The following is a 17,748-nucleotide window of genomic DNA, read 5'->3' as shown; positions in this document are numbered from 1 at the left end:
AAAACTTACCCTTGGCACTTTTTTACGTCTCAAAAGCTTTAAAAAATATCAGCAAGGATAGGAAGAGTGTTGCCGCCACGGCTATGATAAACAAGTAAGATTGAGAAAAACTGTAGAGAACGCCGCCGACGTAGGGCGCCACGAAAGAAGTGAAAATGCTGACGGTTTGAGGTATGGAAATCCATCGTGCCCTCATATGTTCTGGAGCGAGTGGCCCAATTATGGCGCTCATTAACGACCATAGTATGTAGGAGCCTCCTATTAGGAAAAAGGCGATTATTAGAATGTAGAATTGGCTGAACAGTAAGAGAAGAATTAATGACAAGCTGCTTAGAAACATAGCTATGGCAAGAGCAAACGATTTTCTCCATCTATCTCCAAGCTTGCCTAAGAAGATGCCCAAAACTGCTGAGCTGAAAAAGGAAACAGAACCTAAAATGCCTATTTCAAACTTGCCATAATGATAGACGTCCGCAAGAAACTTGGGGATGAATGGACGAAACATGAGTGTGACGAAAATTAAAGAAGCAAATAGAATCGAAAGTTTAAGCAACCTCTTTGTTTTTAAAAGCTTGAAGAAAGAGTAATTCTTTTCTGGGGGCTCTTGTGTTAAGCGAGTTGCACGTTGACTGTTTATGAAGGCTAGGACTAAGCCTGCGAGAGCATAGAAAATGAAGGCTAAATAGAAAACGGCATGCATTCCGACAGTTCCAGCTAAATAGCCTCCAATCGCCGGAGAAAAAATGTAACCAAGTGACCACGCTGAAGAAATCAAAGTGAAAGTTAATGTTAACTTAGTCTTGTCAGCGGCTGTTACAATGTATGCTGTGTTTGTTGGTCCGCCAAGCCAAACTCCCCATAAAATGATGCCAGGTAATGTTTGAAGCCAATTGTTTGCAATGGAGAAAACTAACGGCGCGGGCACCCATGCTATCCATCCGGCTATCATGATTTTTTTGCGGTCATACTTGTCTGCGAGTGTTCCAGCCACAAGCAGAGTTAATGCTGAAGTCAAAGTCACTATGGCATAGAGTATGCCTACTTCTACATCGTTGGCTCCGAGGCTTTCAGTTAAGTAAACTGGTAAGAGAAAAGCGTAAAGTCCGTCGCCAAAAGAACCTAACAGGTTAGAGGTAAAAATTAATCTCAAGTCTTTGTTTAACACTTCAAACGGAAAGCTTGACCTTAGAATTTTTCTATAGTTGGTTGCTGTCAACAACTTTACTTCCAATTGCTGGAATTTTACTTTAGTATAATTGTTGATGCTTTATGCCTTTCTGCCGAGAAAAATCTGTTTATCTAAGAGTTATCAGGATTATTTTCTTCTGTCAATTATGTCTAAGGCTTCTGGCCCAGTGCCGATTAGCACGACTGGAATGCCTGTGGATTTTTCAATTTCCTTTATGAACTGCTTAGCGTCCTTTGGAAGGTCATCGTATGTTTTCGCGCCTTTGCATGCAGGAAAAAGAACGTCAAGTTTTGTGACTGCAGCCTGAGTTGCGCCATTAAGCGTAACAGCTTTCTTGGCAAGTTCAAAATTGAATGGAGCAGAGCGTCTGTCACGGCCTGTTCCAGCAGCAGTTTCGAACCATCCGCGTTTTATGGCTTCTTCTTTTGTTATTTCTCCAGGTAGTGGGCCTGCGCCGACACGGGTCATGAAGGATTTGAACACTATTAAGACTTCGTCAACTTTTGTTGGGCCTACTCCTGCTTCGGAGCAGATTGCTGCTGCGCTTGTGTCTCGTCCTGTCACGTAGGGGTATGTTCCGTGATAAAGCGAAAGTAGCAAGCCTTGTGTTCCTTCGAGCATGACGTTTTTGCCTTTATCTATTGCCTCGTTAGCCTCTTTAGACACGTCTGTCAAGTATGGCTTGAGTTCTGGAATGTCCCTTGCAAGTTTTGCTGTTCTGCGGACGCGTTCTTCGATTGCTGGGCCTACGCCCCTGCCGGTTGTGCCTACAACTTGTTTGAGATGCGCGCTTGCTTTGTCTTGCATTGAGTGTTTTTCTTCGATTATAGAAGCTTGAGCGTCTACGCCTATGCGGTTTTTGGTGCCTGTCTGTTCTATTTCTTCGAGTAACTGTTTAACTTCAACATTTGAACCCGCGCCAATCAGCAAACGGCATTTCTCATAGACAAAGGCTGCGGGAACCATATGCAACGCGTAACGGTTACCTTTATACCATACTGTGTGGGCGGCGTTAACAGAACCCGTTCTCACGCAAACGTCAAGTTTATCTTTTAAGGCTAGGTAAGAGATTATTTTTCCTTTTCCTTCGTCTCCCCAGAAGGCTCCAGCTATAACTGTGCACGGCATTTTTATCGCCGTTTAGAGAGTCTGCCGAGAATTATTTAAGGTTGTTTAACAACCTCGTTTAAAAACTATCCAAAAAATAGAAGCCTATTACGGCTGCGCCCTAATTGTTATCGCCAATGAGAATCAAGTTGAGATTCAAAAGTTCAGCCCATGCTATGCTCTTTAATGGTATCTTGAACTCGTTTTCTTTCTTGTAGGGCACACATTTAACGAAAGTTACCCTTCCAAACTCGTCTTTTAGAATCTCTGAAAGCAAAACATTCACTATAACTGAACCGTCTTTCAAGTGAAGGTTTACGTTTTTTCCGAGAAAGGACCTCGCCGTGTTCATACTGAATCTTTCCATCAGTTTTCACCACTCCAACTCCTTATCCGAAAGCCTACTCCAGCAACGTCTGCAGATGGGTGTTTTTTCTCCTTTGAAGAGAATGTAAACTTCAATGTTAGGGTTCTTACATTCTTTATTCCACGGGTTTTTACAACGCTCCATACACGCGCACCTCCACTCGCAAACTGCAGTTAAAACGCTTCGCATTTTCTGCTTTTAAAACACTCTATGAACCGACACTCCAACATTCTGGAGAGAGATAAGTTAAAGTGAAAATCTTATACCGTTAGTCATGTTTACTATTAGCTACGGTGAAGTTCGTGGATTTGTTTGTGGCTCAGGTTAACCTTGTCTTTCAGATTGTTGTTTTGGCTGTATTTTCTGTAAGTCTTATGTTGAAAAGTAAGAGAAAGTTGTATTTGCATGGAATCACGATGCTGATTGCGTTGGTTTTTAATACGGCTTCGTTTGCAGTTGTGATGTTGCCTTCTTCTTTAAGACTAAATTACAGTTTTAACCTGTTCTCTCTTGTCACAATAACGCACGTAATCTTAGGAGCTTTGGCTGAGAGCTTCGCTGTTTGGCTTGTTGCTTCATGGCATTTACAATCATCCTTTCAGTCTTGCATGAAAAGAAAGAAAATAATGAGAGTTACTATGGTTCTATGGCTAATGGCATTGCTCCTCGGCATTTTGGTCTATATATTTCTCTACACAAATCTTATACCTTAATCTTGATGGGTAAGAATCAGAAGGTGGAATAATTGAACAAAACAAAAAGACTCATTTACATAATAGCTTTAGGCATGATAATTTTGTACTTCGGGAACTCCACGCCCCGAGCATTTGCGGGAATTCCAGCAGTAACAAACGTGATTGTCTGGAACGACGGCGGTGACACCGTTTTGAACGTCACGGTTTCTCATTCTCCACAGAGCCAAACTATCCCACATTATCTTGACTCCATAGAAGTAAACGTTGACGGAGACATCCAAACTTTTACAGTGAACTTTCGATCAGAAACAACCTTTACAGTCCCCTGCAATTTAGGACCTATTTCTGGAACACTAACAGCAACAGTTCGAGCTCACTGCAATGTTGATGGATATGGTTCATGGTATGGACCAGTGCAAATTCCAGAATTTCCAAATTTCCTGTTGCCATTGATGTTACTCTTTACCCTATCAATTGCAATAATGACTCTTCACAAAACTGGTAAATCCATTAGTTCAATTTTTTCTTACAAGGAGTCGGAAGGTTGAGTCAACACACTATTGAAGAGATTTTAACAAGATACAGAACCGTCGCTGTTGTTGGATTGTCCAAAGATCCTTCAAAAGATAGCCACAGAGTGGCTGAATACCTAAAAGATCACGGCTTTCGCATTATACCAGTCAACCCCTTTGCCGATGAAGTCTTGGGAGAGAAAAGCTATAAGAGCTTGTTAGACATGCCGGCAGAAGTGCAAAAAACTATTGAGGTTGTGGACATTTTTAGGCCTTCCTCTGAAGTTTTGCTATTAGTGAAGCAGGCAATTCAGTTAAGGAAGTTGTATGGTGTGCCGTATGTGGTTTGGATGCAGTTGGGAATAGTCAACGAGCAAGCGGCTGAAAAAGCGAGAAAAGCAGGCTTAACTGTGATTATGGATAAGTGTATGATGCAAGAGCACCGTCGATTAATTGAAAAGCGAAAACTTGCCTAAATCTGAACTATCTCCGGTATTATTTTCTCCTTTGTTATTCTAAGCAAAGCGACAGTGGGTTTGTTAATGAAGGGCGGAATAGGGTTGGTTGGGCTTCCAGGGTTTATGAAAAGAGTGTTTCCTTCCCATTTCATGTTAGAACTGTGCGTATGCCCATAAACAAGCACGTTAAATGCGTTCCGTTCAGCGATCTCACGCATTTTTGCTGAGCCGAAAAGCGCGCCTGGATTGTGCATTACTCCTATTTTCCAGTCGAAAACTTTCACAGAGTTAAGTTTTGGTAGTTTTCCGCGGATTTCTGGTCCATCCATGTTGCCGTAAACAGCCAAGACAGGCGCGAGCTGTTCCAACTCGTCGATGACGGAAAGCTGCACAAGGTCTCCGGCATGCACGATGAAGTCGACTTTGTCGAAGACTTCGAACACTTTTTTGGGAAGTTCTCTGGCTCTTGCCGGAACGTGTGTGTCAGAAATTAAGCCGGCAGTTTTTGTCGGAGAAAACTCGCGAAGTCGAGAGATTATTTCTGGTTGCTGGCTAGCCATCAACAGCGCCTCTCTAACTACTTTTTATGGCTTTCATAAATAAGAACCTTAACATGTTTGCATGTTAGTGTGGCTTGTTTGGATTGTGAGTGTTTGATGACAAGTTTTATAAGCGTCTGTGTGGTGGATGATTGCGTTGTGCAAGAAGCGATTTTTGCACGATAAACGCGTAAGGAGTTGAAATAGTATAATGTCAGAGAAAGAGATGCACAAGGCAGTTTGTGCTGATTGTGGACAGGAATGTGAAGTTCCCTTCAAGCCTGACCCAAATAGGCCCGTTTACTGCCGAGAGTGCTGGTCGAAAAGAAGAGGCCAAAGAAGAAGATATTAGGTTAAGCTAATAGCTTTAATTCGTAACCTAGTTTTCCCACGTTTTTATTAATTTAGTGTAAACTTTTTTCTATGCTTCTTGATGGATTTTGGTTAAGTTGGTAAGATTATGGCAAGGATGACATCCTTATTGTGTACGCTCAAGTTTGCTTAACTTTTATCTGTGTGAACTATCATACTATAAAGTTGAAGGGGCAGTTGTGAAAAGACCGATTGGCGTGACAATAGTAGCTTGGCTAACTTTCTTGAGTGGAATAGCTTTGCTTTTTATTCTCATATTGTTTTGGGTAGTTGCTGTTGTTGGTGGACCATATTCGTCTGGGGCATCCCCTTACCTTTCACCAATATTTTATGCTCCGCTTGTGCTCGCGGCTTTTGCTTTCAGTGTTTCGTTTATGATGCTTGTTCGGGCAAGGTACGCTTGGCACAGCTCAATGATATTTTGGATAGTTTTTGTTTTGTTTTTCATATGGTATTACAGTTTTATGGGAGTATGGCGTTACATGCTTTATTTGGAAAGTGGCGACTCTTGGTATCAATATCTAAGCATAGCAAGAATTCTATTTTTGCCCTTTCCTTTCGTTTATGCTATAGGATGCTCAATCTATTTTTTGACCAGAACACCTAAGGAACACTTTTTGCGAGAGGCAACGACATAGTAACGCACACAAAAGCAAGCAAAGATTTTCTATGCCATTATTCTATGGTTTAGGTATGTGTTAAAAAGAGGAAACAAACTGTATTTACTAAAAATTATAAGCGAAATTCCCATTTGCACCATAGGTTCTTAGGGTGCTTGTCTGGTGGGCAGACGATGCAGTTTACTTCTACGTTTGGGTTGAGCGTCTTCGCGAAGTTTTTTAAGTAGCCGAATCTGACTTTTTTGCATGGAAACTCGCTTAATCCTTTGCTTAAGCGTGTTTCTTGCGTTCTGCAACGGTCAACGCTTAAAGTGGCTCTTTTACTGCTTACTTCAACAGTTTTGAATGGTTGGTCTAAAGCCCAACTTGACTTTCGCAGTAAATCAATAACTGTTGGAACGCCCGGATTTTCGCTAACATTGAACATTTTTTGCAGGCTTTTTGCTTCTATGGCGGCCATTGTTTCCCAAACTCCAGCGTCAATCTCTGTGGCTGCTTCGGTGCCAAACTTTTTCTCTATGCCGAGAAAGTATAAGCCGTCAACTCTCCATAGGTTTCGGATTTGCAGAAAGAAGTAGTCAAGCAGCTTTTCCATGGACATTTTAGCCAGCATTTCACGGTCTTCGCGGCTTCCAAGTGGATACTCACTCATGCGCTTACACCAGCATTGAAGAATTAATGTGTTATATGAATTAATCTTTTAAACGTAACTCGAAAATACAAGAAAGGAGAGCGGCGATAACCTTTGGGTCTTGTGGAAACAGCAGTTCTCGGCACAATACAAGGCTTAACAGAATGGCTACCAATCTCAAGCACTGGACACTTGAAAGTAGCCGAACATTTTCTGCATTTTCTCGACACACAGGATTCTCTGCTTTTCGAGTTTATGCTGCATATTGGAACATTGCTCGTAGTACTGTTCTTCTTCAGAGAGGACATCAAAAAAATCATTGCAGCTCTGGTTCATTTGGATTTCAAAACAGAACACGGCAAACTATTACCTTCAATAATCGTGGGAACAATTCCCGCTGTGGCTGTGGGCGTTTTACTTAAAGAGCCCGTGGAACAAGCGTTCCAAAATCTGCTGCCAATTGCTGTAGCGTTCGTTGTTTTCGGTTTAGTGCTTTACTTGTCAAAGATGGGAAAGGAAGAAAAAGATGGCATAGACTATTTGACTGCGGTAATTGTGGGTGTGGCAGAAGGCTTAGCCATAATTCCAGGCGTTTCCAGAAGTGGAGCAACAATCGCTATAGCACTGTTGTTGGGAATAAAACGTGAGAAAGCCTTCAAATTCTCATTTCTGCTTTCGATACCAGCAATAATTGGCGCCATCGGATACACGGCATACAAGGATTACGGTGCACTTGCAACTGCGGGTTTAGGATGGACAGAAATCCTCGTGGGAGTCGTTGCTGCAATGATTGTTGGCTATTTAACAATAAAGTTGCTCTGGAAAATCCTTGCCCAAAAGAAGTTTCACTTTTTCGCATTATACTGCTGGCTTTTTGGCATTGCATTAATAGCATTGAGCCTAAGCGGGTTCTAACCATTTTGGTTTGCCCGAAAGAAATTCAATTAGAAACTCTGCAAACTCGCTATTTTTGCCGTATATCTCAGCTATTTCTTCGTTTACCAAAACCTTGAAATTATTCTTCAGAACCAGCGAAATTTTTTCAGCCACACCGGCGTTTCTTCCTCCATCCTTCAGCTTTTCCTTAAGCAATTTACGCACGTCAGTGTATTTTCTTTTAAGCTGCACAGCCAATCGTCCATCTGCAATGTATGGCCCAGAGACCACATTAGAATCCCGCATGTATTTTTCCAAAAAATCTCTGCATTCACGTTCTCTCTCTAAAGGAGGACCAAGATGTCTCTTGACTGATGCAATGTGGTGGTTTTCAAGTTCGAAGAGAAAAACGTTGAGGTTTTTTTCGTCGCTCCATGTGGTATCTCTTAAAATTTTGAAATCGTTTAATTCAATAAGCTTGTGGAGAGAACGCTGAGACTTGTAGAGTTGCCCCCATAAAACGTCTGGAACAGCGTTGACGTTTCCAAAGGTTACGAGGACAATGGCGGAGCCACGCTTCTTTAATGTTTGTTTCAGTTCTTTCGCTGTTAAGGCTGTTGTTTTTGGCGGGTAAAAGAAGGCTAAGTGGGGTTTTTCTAGGAAAGCTCGTGCAGCGGCTATGAAAGTGTAGAGTTTCTGCGGCTGTACTGCTGAAGCTACGTTTCTTCCTTTGTCTACTGGGTCGATGATTACTAACGGTTCCGTGAATAATAGTGGTAACTCGTTTTCTCTTTCTTTGTAGTAGCCTTCTATGTCTATGACTTTTCTTTGCTTATATTGCGCGAAGGCTTTGAGTGTCTCTGCAAAGGATTTGTAGTGCAAAATTAGAAGTTCGCATAAGTAGCCGCTGAATCCGCCGACTTTTATTTCAGCGCCATAAACGTCCACTCCTGTCATAAACTTTTTCAGTAAACGCACTTCAGCATGCATTGGCACTTTCAAATGCTCTTTAACATAATCCGTGTGGTAGGGCGTTCGGTCTGTGGCGCTTAACCATTCTCCACGCTTAACGTTATAACAAGGCACAATGTTCACTCTGACACCGTCAATTATCGCCTCCAAATACGGATGCTCAGCAAACCTTTCAATCTGTTCTGCTCCTTCAGTGGCTTTTCTGGCTACTTTCAAGCAGACTTCTCCAAGCGATTTACGCGGTATAGTGGTTGGAACACGCATGAAAACGTCTATGTCTGGCTCTTCGCTGAGCCAAGTGTCTTTAGCAACAGAGCCTTCCACGCGCACCATAGCTTCAACACCCAAAGCTTTTGATGCGTTGGAGACTTTCTTCTCCAGTTTTCTAGCTAAAGCCTCAATTTCAGCACGTCTTTTCTTGTCTGGCGTAACACGTTTTAGAACAGCTTCGCAGATATCCGCCATCTTTCTCTGCATAAACAATGCCCTTTTTCTATTTCTGTGGACAAACCTCTTTAAGTGTTGAGTAAATTGGGCCTTTCGGCGTCAAATCGCTCCTTTTAAGCCTTAAACATTCAGCCCGTACAATTCCAAACTCACAATTTGCATTCTCATTTAAGAATTTGGCAAGTTCAGCCTTGTTTCTCCCAGACTTTACACGGGCAATCGTAAGGTGAGGACTGAAGCCCTTTTGGTCAGGCGTAAACCCTAAACTGCGTAAACGCGGTTCTAGCTGGCTGAAAATGCTTCTCAACTGGTCGGCGCCTTCGGTTATTCCAGCCCACAAAACTCGTGGATAACGCACGTTTGGAAAGGCGCCAACTCCACGAATTTTAATGTCGAAGGGAATGAACTGAACTTTTTTCATTTCTTCAAAAATCTTGTCCACCATGGGGAGGGTTATGTTTCCGAGAAATCGGACGGTAATGTGAATGTTCTTGGGTTCAACAAGTTTTAAGTCTGCTCCAGTTTTGATTAGAAGAGATTGGATGTCTGTGATTTTTTTTAGAACCTGTTCGCTGTCCATGTCAAAAGCTATAAAACTTCTTATGGTCTCAGACATTACGTATTCCTTCGCTTACTTTTCATTTAACTTTCTCATAAATGCTTTTAATGTAAAAGGCTATCTGTTACTGACAAAGTCTATCCAGAGGGAAATGCAAGGTGACTGGCAATAAATTTGTTGTTGGTTTGGCTGGTATGCCTGGAGCTGGAAAATCCATAGTGGTTTCTGCCGCTAAAGAGATGGGTTATGGCATTGTTGTGATGGGTGATGTGGTGCGAGAGGAAACAACGCATAGGGGGTTGGAGCTGAACCCGCAAAACATTGGCAGAGTGATGCTTGAATTGCGAGAGAAAGAGGGAAAAGGCGTCATAGCAAGAAGGTGTATTCCAAAAATAGAAAACGTGCCAGACAGCAAAATTCTTGTGGATGGCATACGCAGCTTAAACGAAGTTGAAGAATTCAAAAAGCATTTTCCAAAATTCACACTCATAGCGGTTCATTCATCGCCTGAAACAAGATTCAAAAGACTTTATCATAGACAAAGAAGCGACGACCCAGCCAATTGGGAAATCTTCCACGAAAGAGACATGCGCGAGTTAAGCGTTGGTTTAGGCGAAGCCATAGCAATGGCTGAACACTTAATAGTAAACGAAGAAAAATATGAGTTTGTAAAACGGAAAGCCAAAGAAGTTCTCGGGAAAGTCGAACAAAAATGGACAAAATAAAAGTCTGCGTGGAAGCTGAAATCAACCCCACAGAAAGCGAAGAAAAAGTAAAACGCGCCATCGAAAACATTTTCGGCAACATTCAAACTAAGGTTCAACCTATATATAAGGGGGCTATAATAACCGCAGAAGCAACAGAACGCGAAGCCCTCACTAAACTTTACAATTTACTCCGCAGAGAACGCATCCGCGACGCCGCAAGAGCAGTATTATTCGAAGGATTAAGCGGAAAGACTATAAACTTCTACCTAAACAAACAAGTCGCATACGCTGGACATGTATCCTTCTCTAAAGAAGTGGCAGAATCACCCTTAGGACCAATAAAAGTCAAAATAGAATGCGAAAACCCCAGAGAATTAATCGACTGGCTCGCGCCCAAAACCACATGACCGGTGCACAACCTTGTCCACACAAGCCACAATAACAGAAACTGGCGCTGTACTTCTAGGAAAACATGTCGCATGCGACGCCTTCGACAAAACAAGACCATTAAGAGTTGTCACTCACGCCCACGCAGACCACATGACCGGCTTAAAACAAAGCCTCCGAACATGCGAAAAAGTGCTGATGACAAAAGCAACAAAAGACTTAATCGATGTCATGATGGGACCACTCTTCCTAATGGAAGGCAACGTGGAAACACACGAATACGGCAAAACCTTCCAATACAACGACGAATACATAACACTTTTCGGCGCCGACCACATCCTAGGCGCAGCACAAGTACTCGTAGAAGACAAAGAAGGAACAAAAACAGTTTTCACAGGCGACTTCAGAATCGACGGAACCCCAATTTTAGACGCAGACACACTCGTCATGGAAGCCACATATGGAGGCCCAACATGCAAACGCTCCTTCGCCAAAGACATCAAAAACCTCCTAATCTCCGTCATAGAACATGGACTAGAACAAGGCACAGTTTACGTTTTCGGCTATCACGGCAAACTCCAAGAAGTAATGCAAATCCTACACAAAGCCAATGTAAAAGCACCCTTCGTCGTGCCGGAAAAAGTCTTTCACGTGTCAAAAGTTTGCGAACAACACGGCATGCGCCTTGGACATTTAATACTCTCTGAAGAACGAGAAGCCAAAGAAATGCTGGAAAAAAACGCGCCTTGCATAGCCTTCTACCATATGGGCTCACGAAGCAAAATAGGTCCCAACGCCTTCAGAGTTTACGTTAGCGGTTGGGAATTCAACTCTCCATGCCGCGAAATAAACGAAAAAGAATACATCATAGCCCTAAGCGACCACTCAGACTTCAACGGACTACTCGAATACGTCAGACGCTCAAAACCCAAACTCGTCATAACAGACAACTACCGCGTAGGACACGCAGAAATCCTTGCAAAAGAAATCCACAAACGCCTTGGAATCTCCGCCATAGCACTGCCAAAAAAATAACCCACAAACACACTCATCTGTCGCATTGACGCTTTTACTGTGTGTATTGCACATTACTATACAACAGATTATTTTCCATTTTCACGCTTTCTATTGTAGAATTCGGATTTGAATTCCGAATTCATATGTCTTAAATAAAAAGAAACCAGACTTTCGGGTGCGGTACCGAAATTGCCTTCCCCACTACAACCAGAGTTCTTCGCACTGCTGGGCATAGATCTTTTTCTAGCCGTAAGCTTGCTAACATGTCTACTGGACCGGCATTTTCCATGGCACCTACCGTACTTGTATCAAGTTGCGGCTTTGGCTGGGTTTGGACAACTAATCGTAAGCAAAGAGTTCATGCTGTCTTTTGGCGAGTACATGCGGTTCTGGTACAGCCTATTGTATCTGGTTGTAGCCTTGGCAAACATCGTCGCAGTCAACGCGTATCTTGGAATAGTAAAGAAGCTTTTGAACTACGCTAAAGTTTTCATGTTCACCGTCACATTGCCCTCCATAGTCTTAGCCACTTTCTTCGTAACCAACTACGCCGACATCGCCGTTCATCCCTTAGTGATGCTTCCACACATGACATGGGAAACAACCTTCATAGCAATAGTCGCGTTCGACACGCTTGTTGTGGGGTTAGGCACATACATATTCTTCAAACCAAAATGGTGGTACATAGCCCTAGGTGCAGGCACAGCAATAACAGGCGCAAGCGTTTACGCAGTTCTTAAGCCTTCTTGGGGGGAGGCAGCCTTCGTAACTTCAGCAGTAGCCTTGGCAATAGCCTGCATCCTCGTTTTGGGCGTAAGCGTCTACGTGCTCGCAAGAATATGGATAGACACGCTTAAAGAAAGAAAAAGAAGAAAAGGAGGTGAAACAACAAAATGAAAATAAACTACAAGAAAAGCCTGAAATTCATAATATTGCTAATATCAACGTTACTCATAGGAACTGTCAGCGCCGCAATCTATTACTCCTTGAGTATTTCAGGTTCTTTGACAACTGCGGTTACTGTGTGCTTCGACCATGGAGTCGATTGGCCATCGGGATCAGTTATGGGAACAGGTAACACGTCAGTTACCTTATCTCTTAAAGCCTATCCTAACACTACTTTGACTTACGAAAAAGCTGTGAACGTGAGCAACACTCAATCTGGCACTCCATCAGTTAGATTGCGTCACATATCAATAACAAACGGTACGGCAGACGTGGCAAATTTCACTTTCCTTAACATTGTCTTGCTCGATGACACAGGTGTACAGAAGGGCTATCTCAACTATACCGTCTCTGGGAACTACTTCATATTAAGTGAGAGCACTACTTATCGGCAGATGGATTCCAACGATGAGTGGACTATTCGAATCGAAACCAAAGCTGTAGCTGATGCGACAGCAGGCGTAACTGCAAGCTTACAAATAGCCATCGATGTACAAGAGTAACACCATTTTCCCCTTTTTATTCTATATCCTTTGTTTGGGTTGAAAAATGAACAGACTTGCTAATGTTAAGAAAATTAGACAATTCGTTTACCTAGTTTTGGCTCTATCTGTCTTATTAGAAACACAGCACACAGTCGCCGGTAACACATTTTTTATTATGACAAAACAAATATCAATGCCCATTGATCCGCCATTAGTAGTTCTTCAAAATGTCACTGCTAATACGGTCATTTATACAAACAGTACAAGTGCTAAAGTCGCAATTTCCAGCGGAACAACCAATTCAGATGTTTTAGAAATACTCAATCAAACAACCGATGACTGGCAGCTTCAGTTAATTAACTCTAATAGTACGGACATAGCCCGTTTAACTAACTGCACAATTTGGTTCCGCAATGGAAGCACAACAAGTATACAAATCGAAATCATTAATGGTAGTTATAACCAAACGAGCGGAGCCCTTTACGATTTTGTCTTGGGTAGTAACAATTACATAAGCATCACAGCATCAGCAAACGCCACAGGCACATCTCTTATTTATACATACTTAAAAATTCTTAAACCTAGCACATCAACTTACATGCTCTACATAATTACGTTTGAAATCACGTAAAAAAATGCAGACTCTAGAAGCATTTTTATTTCCTTATTTCTTGATAATAGGAAGTTGGTGAAAATGCATGAGTAAGTCATCTTTGATTTCAGGTTTTTATAAGCTTAGTCCGAAAGAACGTTTGCAATTTGTCAAAAAGTTCGCTAGTTTAACAGATGAAGAAGCTGCTTTGTTGCTGAATACTGGTTCTTTGTCTTTGGATTTGGCTGACCGCATGATAGAAAACGTTGTCGGTGCAATTCCCATACCTTTAGGCATCGGCGTAAACTTCCTCATAAACAAGCGTGACTATCTGATTCCAATGGCTATCGAGGAACCCTCAGTTGTCGCAGCAGCCAGTTACGCAGCTAAAATGGCACGCGACGGCGGAGGCTTCCACACAAGCAGCACACCACCAATAATGATCGGACAAATACAAGCAGTCGGCATAAAAGATCCATACGCAGCCAAAATGCGCGTTTTACAAGCAAAAGAAGACATCATAAAAAAAGCAAATGACCAAGACCCAGTGCTCGTTTCAGTCGGTGGCGGCGCAAAAGACTTAGACGCAAAAGTAATCCACACAACCCAAGGACCGATGCTCATCACAGAATTGCACGTTGACTGCCGCGACGCCATGGGCGCAAACGCAGTTAACACAATGGCTGAAGCTGTAGCGCCATTAATAGAACGCATAACAGGCGGACGTGTTTACCTGCGAATAATCTCCAATTTAGCCGTTAAACGTTTAGCCAGAGCATGGTGCATAGTGCCGAAAGATTCGGTTGGCGGAGAAGAAGTCGTAGACGGCATAGTAAACGCATCCGCCTTTGCAGCAGCAGACCCATACCGAGCCGCAACCCACAACAAAGGCATAATGAACGGCATAATAGCCGTCATAATCGCAACATGCAACGACCACCGCGCAATCGAAGCAGGAGCCCACGCATACGCAGTAAAAAACGGACACTACACGACGCTTTCAACGTGGGAGAAAAACGAAAACGGCGACCTAGTAGGCTCAATTGAACTGCCAATGGCTGTAGGCTTAATCGGCGGAGCAGTGCGAACCCACCCAATAGCGAAAATAGCAATAAAAATCTTAGGGGTAAAAACCGCAAACGAATTCGCAGAAGTCTTAGCAGCCGTTGGTTTAGCACAAAACCTTGGCGCATTACGCGCATTAGCACACGAAGGCATACAACGCGGACACATGTCACTTCACGCAAGAAACATAGCCGTAGCAGCCGGCGCAACAGGCGAACTAATCGATTTAGTAGCCGAAAAAATGGTTGAAGAACGCAAAATCCGCATGGACAGAGCAAAAGAGCTCATCGAACAATACAAGGCAACTGGAAAAATCTAAAAAGCCAAGATAACCGCACTCTTAACCGCGGCGAACAAAATGAAAATAATACCCGGTCCAGCGTCAAGAGAACTAGGCGAAAAAATAGCTAAACTCTTAGACGCAGAAACAGCTCCGTTGGTTTCTAAAACTTATCCAGACGGAGAATCCTACGTGAGATTAGAAGGTTCAGTGAAGAACGAAGAAGCAGTCATAATCCAAACCACAAGCCCGCCACAAGACACGCGTCTAATACAGCTAGCACTTATTGTTGATGCAGCCAAACGTCATGGTGCAAAAAAAGTAACCGCGGTCGTGCCTTATCTTGCTTACGCACGCCAAGACAAAATTTTCCTTCCAGGCGAAGCAGTAAGCATAGACGCCATAGCACAGATGCTTAAAGCTGTTGGAGTTGATAGCCTAATAACAGTGAATGTACACCAAGAAAAAGTGTTGAATAGATTTCCTTTTCAAGCAAAAAACGTTTCAGCCATTCCGCTCTTGGCAGAATATTTTAAGCAGAAAGGTTTTGCAAAAGCGTTTGCGCTGGCTCCAGACATGGGTGCAATTTACATTGTGGAAGAAGCGAAAAAAGTTCTCGGCGGAGAATGCGGCTACTTAGAAAAGCATAGAGACCGCTATACTGGACAGATTAGCGTTGAAAAGAAAACATTCAACGTTAAAGGAAAAACCGTGATAATCTTTGACGACATAATCAGCACCGGCGGCACAATAGTTGCTGCTGCAAAAATTCTGAAAGAGCTTGGAGCAGGAAAAGTGTTTGCCGCGTGTGCACATCCACTTTTGATAAGTGATGCAGAAAAAAGAATTCTTGAGGCTGGAGTTGAGGAGATAGTAGGCACAGACAGCATTCCAAGTCATGTTAGCAAGGTTTCTCTAGCGCCCTTAATAGCTAAACATTTGAAGGAACGCCAAAGTGGCTAAACTTTTCTTTCTGCTTTCAGGCGAACATGAGACTCTGCCAGTTGCCGAGTTAGAGGCAATACTTGAAGCGGAAAATTTCGCCTTTAAAACGTTGGAGAAACTTGACCAGATTCTGAAACTTGAAGTGGATTCAAAATGCGTCGAAGCCGTAAAGCATAGAGCAGCTTTCACGAGACTTTGCGGGCTAGAATTATTTACTTGCAAAGCCGAAACAAATATGATACTGAAAAATATGCGCATTGTGAATTTGAAAGAGGTTTTGAAAAACGGAGAAACCTTTGTCGTCCGCGTGCACCACGTAAAAGACTACTCACCTAACATTGACAGCATGTTTCTTGAAAGAAAGCTCGGAGAACTCATACTTAATAAAACAGAGAGAACGAAAGTGAACCTTAAAAATCCAAATAAAACCTTTACAGGATTCTTAACTGAAGAAAAATTTGTTTTCGGCGTAGCACTTGCTGAGATTCCGCCAAAACCATTCGTTGAAAGACGACCAAAGAAAAAACCATTCTTCCACCCATCAGCCATGCTGGCAAAACTCGCCAGATGCATGGTAAATTTGGCCAAACCAAAAACTGGAGCGCTCGTTCTTGACCCTTTCTGCGGAACCGGAAGCACACTGATTGAAGCTGCGTTCATCGGATGCCGCGTTTTAGGTTTGGACATTCAAAAGCGCATGGTGAGAGGAACCCTCAGAAACTTAGACTATTTCCGAATAAAGCCCGAAGGAGTAATCCTTGCGGATGCATGCAACCCACCCATAACAAAAGTTGACTGCGTCGTAACTGACCCGCCTTATGGAAGGTCCTCAACAACCCTTAAGCGTTCCACAAAGCAAATAGTTGAGGAAGTATTGGCGGCTGTTCACGGCATACTTAGCAAGGGACAACGAGTTTGCATGGCTGCACCAAAAACGTTAGGCATTAAAAAAACTGGTGAAACTTTAGGCTATAAACATTTAGAATCCCATTTCGTTTATGTTCACAGAAGCCTAACAAGAGAAATAGCAGTGTTTGAAAAGGTGTAGACACATGAGTTTGCATGTTGTTTTCCTAGGCACAGCCGGAAGCGTTCCAACACCAAAAAGAAGCCTACCTGCTGTACTTATTCAACGCAAAGGCGAACAAATAATGTTCGACTGCGGCGAAGGCGTACAAAGGCAAATGATAAAAGCTAAAGCAGGGTTTCACAAAAAAATGAAAATTTTCGTAACACACATGCACGGCGACCATGTTCTCGGCTTGCCCGGGCTTTTGCAAACCATGGCGTTGCTTGACAGAGAAAAGAAACTTGACATTTACGGACCATCGGGAATCAAGCGGTTCCTAGAGAATATTAGGGAAACAGTTCAGTTTGTTTTGACATTTCCAATTGAGGTTCACGAGATATACGAGGCTGGTGTTGTATGCGAAGAAAACGAATATGTAATTCAGGCAGTGTGGGCAAACCATGTAATCCCAAGCCTAGCCTACGCCTTTATAGAAAAGCCTCGACCTGGAAGATTCTTTCCAGAAAAAGCCAAAGCGTTAGGTGTTCCAGAAGGACCTTTATGGTCTAAACTGCAACATGGGCACAAGGTTAGATTGCCAAATGGCAAAGTGGTAAAGCCAGAAGAAGTTACTGGGTTGCCTAGACCTGGAAGAAAAATTGTTTACACGGGCGACACAAGACCGTTTAAAGGTTTTGCAAAGTTTGCGGCTAATGCAGACTTGCTTATTCATGATGCTACTCTGGATGATGAATTGGCTGAAAGAGCGGAAGAAGATGGACATTCAACGTCGAGCCAAGCTGCCAAAAACGCCAAGAAGGCTAAAGTAAAACAGCTGGTTCTTACACATGTTAGCGCAAGATATGAAGACACAAGCAAACTTCTAGCGGAAGCACGGAAATTTTTCAAAAACACGCTAGTAGCGGAAGATTTTATGAAGATAGAGATTCCATTGAAGGAAACAAGTTGAAG

At 42.8% G+C, this 17,748-nt stretch carries 23 protein-coding genes; 15 read left to right on the top strand and 8 right to left on the bottom strand.

The features are described 5' to 3' along the window. Positions 1–22 precede the first annotated feature (22 nt). The 4 genes from QXW63_07965 to QXW63_07950 form a co-directional block, all read right to left on the bottom strand. Complete coding sequence (locus QXW63_07965; protein MEM3461828.1) at positions 23–1,216, bottom strand: MFS transporter; 1,194 nt, start codon at positions 1,214–1,216, stop codon at positions 23–25. A 99-nt stretch (positions 1,217–1,315) separates the two neighbouring features. Beyond that, positions 1,316–2,317 (bottom strand): adenylosuccinate synthetase, encoded by a 1,002-nt coding sequence (locus QXW63_07960; protein ID MEM3461827.1) that lies wholly within the window; start codon positions 2,315–2,317, stop codon positions 1,316–1,318. Between the two features lie 100 nt (positions 2,318–2,417). Then, positions 2,418–2,663, bottom strand: a complete 246-nt coding sequence (locus QXW63_07955) for a hypothetical protein (protein ID MEM3461826.1) — start codon at positions 2,661–2,663, stop codon at positions 2,418–2,420. A gap of 6 nt (positions 2,664–2,669) precedes the next feature. Then, the gene (locus QXW63_07950) at positions 2,670–2,807 is read right to left on the bottom strand and encodes a hypothetical protein (GenBank protein ID MEM3461825.1); all 138 of its coding nucleotides are present in this window, start codon (positions 2,805–2,807) and stop codon (positions 2,670–2,672) included. A gap of 601 nt (positions 2,808–3,408) precedes the next feature. Here QXW63_07950 and QXW63_07945 point away from each other — a divergent pair. Together QXW63_07945 and QXW63_07940 are read left to right on the top strand one after the other, a co-directional pair. Further along, entirely contained in the window at positions 3,409–3,906 is a 498-nt protein-coding gene (locus tag QXW63_07945; protein ID MEM3461824.1) for a hypothetical protein, read from the top strand. Continuing rightward, on the top strand, positions 3,903–4,346 hold the full coding sequence (locus QXW63_07940; GenBank protein MEM3461823.1) for a CoA-binding protein: 444 nt from the start codon (positions 3,903–3,905) through the stop codon (positions 4,344–4,346). The genes QXW63_07945 and QXW63_07940 overlap by 4 nt, the downstream gene beginning before the upstream one ends. Here QXW63_07940 and QXW63_07935 read toward each other — a convergent pair. Beyond that, positions 4,343–4,888 carry a metallophosphoesterase gene (locus QXW63_07935; protein ID MEM3461822.1) on the bottom strand — a complete coding sequence of 182 codons (546 nt, stop codon included), beginning with the start codon at positions 4,886–4,888 and terminating at the stop codon, positions 4,343–4,345. The genes QXW63_07940 and QXW63_07935 overlap by 4 nt on opposite strands. Positions 4,889–5,078: 190 nt before the next feature. Between QXW63_07935 and QXW63_07930 the strand changes: the two genes are divergently transcribed. Continuing rightward, positions 5,079–5,219, top strand: coding sequence for a CxxC-x17-CxxC domain-containing protein (locus QXW63_07930; GenBank protein MEM3461821.1), 141 nt, complete (start codon positions 5,079–5,081; stop codon positions 5,217–5,219). A 199-nt stretch (positions 5,220–5,418) separates the two neighbouring features. After that, positions 5,419–5,877 carry a hypothetical protein gene (locus tag QXW63_07925; protein MEM3461820.1) on the top strand — a complete coding sequence of 153 codons (459 nt, stop codon included), beginning with the start codon at positions 5,419–5,421 and terminating at the stop codon, positions 5,875–5,877. A gap of 94 nt (positions 5,878–5,971) precedes the next feature. On the opposite strand, the gene QXW63_07920 is transcribed toward QXW63_07925, so the two are convergent. Then, the gene (locus tag QXW63_07920) at positions 5,972–6,511 is read right to left on the bottom strand and encodes a DUF6125 family protein (protein MEM3461819.1); all 540 of its coding nucleotides are present in this window, start codon (positions 6,509–6,511) and stop codon (positions 5,972–5,974) included. 102 nt (positions 6,512–6,613) lie between these two features. On the opposite strand from QXW63_07920, the gene QXW63_07915 reads away from it, so the two are divergent. Further along, entirely contained in the window at positions 6,614–7,405 is a 792-nt protein-coding gene (locus tag QXW63_07915; GenBank protein MEM3461818.1) for an undecaprenyl-diphosphate phosphatase, read from the top strand. Here QXW63_07915 and cca read toward each other — a convergent pair. Together cca and thpR are read right to left on the bottom strand one after the other, a co-directional pair. Continuing rightward, on the bottom strand, positions 7,391–8,815 hold the full coding sequence (gene cca, locus QXW63_07910) for a CCA tRNA nucleotidyltransferase (GenBank protein ID MEM3461817.1): 1,425 nt from the start codon (positions 8,813–8,815) through the stop codon (positions 7,391–7,393). The genes QXW63_07915 and cca overlap by 15 nt on opposite strands. Positions 8,816–8,831: 16 nt before the next feature. Next, positions 8,832–9,401, bottom strand: a complete 570-nt coding sequence (gene thpR / locus QXW63_07905; protein ID MEM3461816.1) for an RNA 2',3'-cyclic phosphodiesterase — start codon at positions 9,399–9,401, stop codon at positions 8,832–8,834. Between the two features lie 101 nt (positions 9,402–9,502). Here thpR and QXW63_07900 point away from each other — a divergent pair, with 101 nt between their 5' ends. The 10 genes from QXW63_07900 to rnz all read left to right on the top strand — a co-directional run bounded on the left by QXW63_07900 (position 9,503) and on the right by rnz (position 17,746). Beyond that, positions 9,503–10,069, top strand: coding sequence for an AAA family ATPase (locus QXW63_07900; protein ID MEM3461815.1), 567 nt, complete (start codon positions 9,503–9,505; stop codon positions 10,067–10,069). Further along, the gene (locus tag QXW63_07895) at positions 10,057–10,458 is read left to right on the top strand and encodes an RNA-binding domain-containing protein (GenBank protein MEM3461814.1); all 402 of its coding nucleotides are present in this window, start codon (positions 10,057–10,059) and stop codon (positions 10,456–10,458) included. Before QXW63_07900 ends, QXW63_07895 begins: the two co-directional genes overlap by 13 nt. 13 nt (positions 10,459–10,471) lie before the next feature. Beyond that, positions 10,472–11,473 (top strand): MBL fold metallo-hydrolase, encoded by a 1,002-nt coding sequence (locus QXW63_07890; GenBank protein MEM3461813.1) that lies wholly within the window; start codon positions 10,472–10,474, stop codon positions 11,471–11,473. 171 nt (positions 11,474–11,644) lie between these two features. After that, positions 11,645–12,352 carry a hypothetical protein gene (locus tag QXW63_07885; protein ID MEM3461812.1) on the top strand — a complete coding sequence of 236 codons (708 nt, stop codon included), beginning with the start codon at positions 11,645–11,647 and terminating at the stop codon, positions 12,350–12,352. Continuing rightward, positions 12,349–12,903: a hypothetical protein gene (locus QXW63_07880; protein MEM3461811.1), complete on the top strand. Its 555-nt coding sequence runs from the start codon at positions 12,349–12,351 to the stop codon at positions 12,901–12,903. The genes QXW63_07885 and QXW63_07880 overlap by 4 nt, the downstream gene beginning before the upstream one ends. A gap of 46 nt (positions 12,904–12,949) precedes the next feature. Further along, entirely contained in the window at positions 12,950–13,516 is a 567-nt protein-coding gene (locus QXW63_07875; protein ID MEM3461810.1) for a hypothetical protein, read from the top strand. 67 nt (positions 13,517–13,583) lie between these two features. Beyond that, positions 13,584–14,861, top strand: a complete 1,278-nt coding sequence (locus QXW63_07870; protein MEM3461809.1) for a hydroxymethylglutaryl-CoA reductase, degradative — start codon at positions 13,584–13,586, stop codon at positions 14,859–14,861. Between the two features lie 39 nt (positions 14,862–14,900). Then, positions 14,901–15,785, top strand: coding sequence for a ribose-phosphate diphosphokinase (locus QXW63_07865; protein MEM3461808.1), 885 nt, complete (start codon positions 14,901–14,903; stop codon positions 15,783–15,785). Next, a complete protein-coding gene (locus QXW63_07860) occupies positions 15,778–16,815 on the top strand; it encodes a DNA methyltransferase (GenBank protein MEM3461807.1) in 1,038 nt (345 codons plus the stop codon). The genes QXW63_07865 and QXW63_07860 overlap by 8 nt, the downstream gene beginning before the upstream one ends. Before the next feature lie 4 nt (positions 16,816–16,819). Next, positions 16,820–17,746: a ribonuclease Z gene (gene rnz, locus QXW63_07855; protein MEM3461806.1), complete on the top strand. Its 927-nt coding sequence runs from the start codon at positions 16,820–16,822 to the stop codon at positions 17,744–17,746. Positions 17,747–17,748: the final 2 nt, after the last annotated feature.

This window comes from Candidatus Bathyarchaeia archaeon (assembly GCA_038873195.1).
GTDB lineage: Archaea > Thermoproteota > Bathyarchaeia > Bathyarchaeales > Bathycorpusculaceae > DSLH01.
The sequence above is the reverse complement of the archived record's forward strand: the minus strand, read 5'-3'. Positions and strand labels throughout refer to the sequence as shown.

Bases quoted from the DNA above. Each gene is read 5' to 3' on its own strand.
- QXW63_07960 (MEM3461827.1), bottom strand. From the start codon at position 2,317: ATGCCGTGCACAGTTATAGCTGGAGCCTTCTGGGGAGACGAAGGAAAA.
- QXW63_07955 (MEM3461826.1), bottom strand. From the start codon at position 2,663: ATGGAAAGATTCAGTATGAACACGGCGAGGTCCTTTCTCGGAAAAAAC.
- QXW63_07950 (MEM3461825.1), bottom strand. From the start codon at position 2,807: ATGGAGCGTTGTAAAAACCCGTGGAATAAAGAATGTAAGAACCCTAAC.
- QXW63_07935 (MEM3461822.1), bottom strand. From the start codon at position 4,888: ATGGCTAGCCAGCAACCAGAAATAATCTCTCGACTTCGCGAGTTTTCT.
- QXW63_07930 (MEM3461821.1), top strand. From the start codon at position 5,079: ATGTCAGAGAAAGAGATGCACAAGGCAGTTTGTGCTGATTGTGGACAG.
- QXW63_07920 (MEM3461819.1), bottom strand. From the start codon at position 6,511: ATGAGTGAGTATCCACTTGGAAGCCGCGAAGACCGTGAAATGCTGGCT.
- cca (MEM3461817.1), bottom strand. From the start codon at position 8,815: ATGCAGAGAAAGATGGCGGATATCTGCGAAGCTGTTCTAAAACGTGTT.
- thpR (MEM3461816.1), bottom strand. From the start codon at position 9,401: ATGTCTGAGACCATAAGAAGTTTTATAGCTTTTGACATGGACAGCGAA.
- QXW63_07895 (MEM3461814.1), top strand. From the start codon at position 10,057: ATGGACAAAATAAAAGTCTGCGTGGAAGCTGAAATCAACCCCACAGAA.
- QXW63_07880 (MEM3461811.1), top strand. From the start codon at position 12,349: ATGAAAATAAACTACAAGAAAAGCCTGAAATTCATAATATTGCTAATA.
- QXW63_07875 (MEM3461810.1), top strand. From the start codon at position 12,950: ATGAACAGACTTGCTAATGTTAAGAAAATTAGACAATTCGTTTACCTA.
- QXW63_07870 (MEM3461809.1), top strand. From the start codon at position 13,584: ATGAGTAAGTCATCTTTGATTTCAGGTTTTTATAAGCTTAGTCCGAAA.
- QXW63_07865 (MEM3461808.1), top strand. From the start codon at position 14,901: ATGAAAATAATACCCGGTCCAGCGTCAAGAGAACTAGGCGAAAAAATA.
- rnz (MEM3461806.1), top strand. From the start codon at position 16,820: ATGAGTTTGCATGTTGTTTTCCTAGGCACAGCCGGAAGCGTTCCAACA.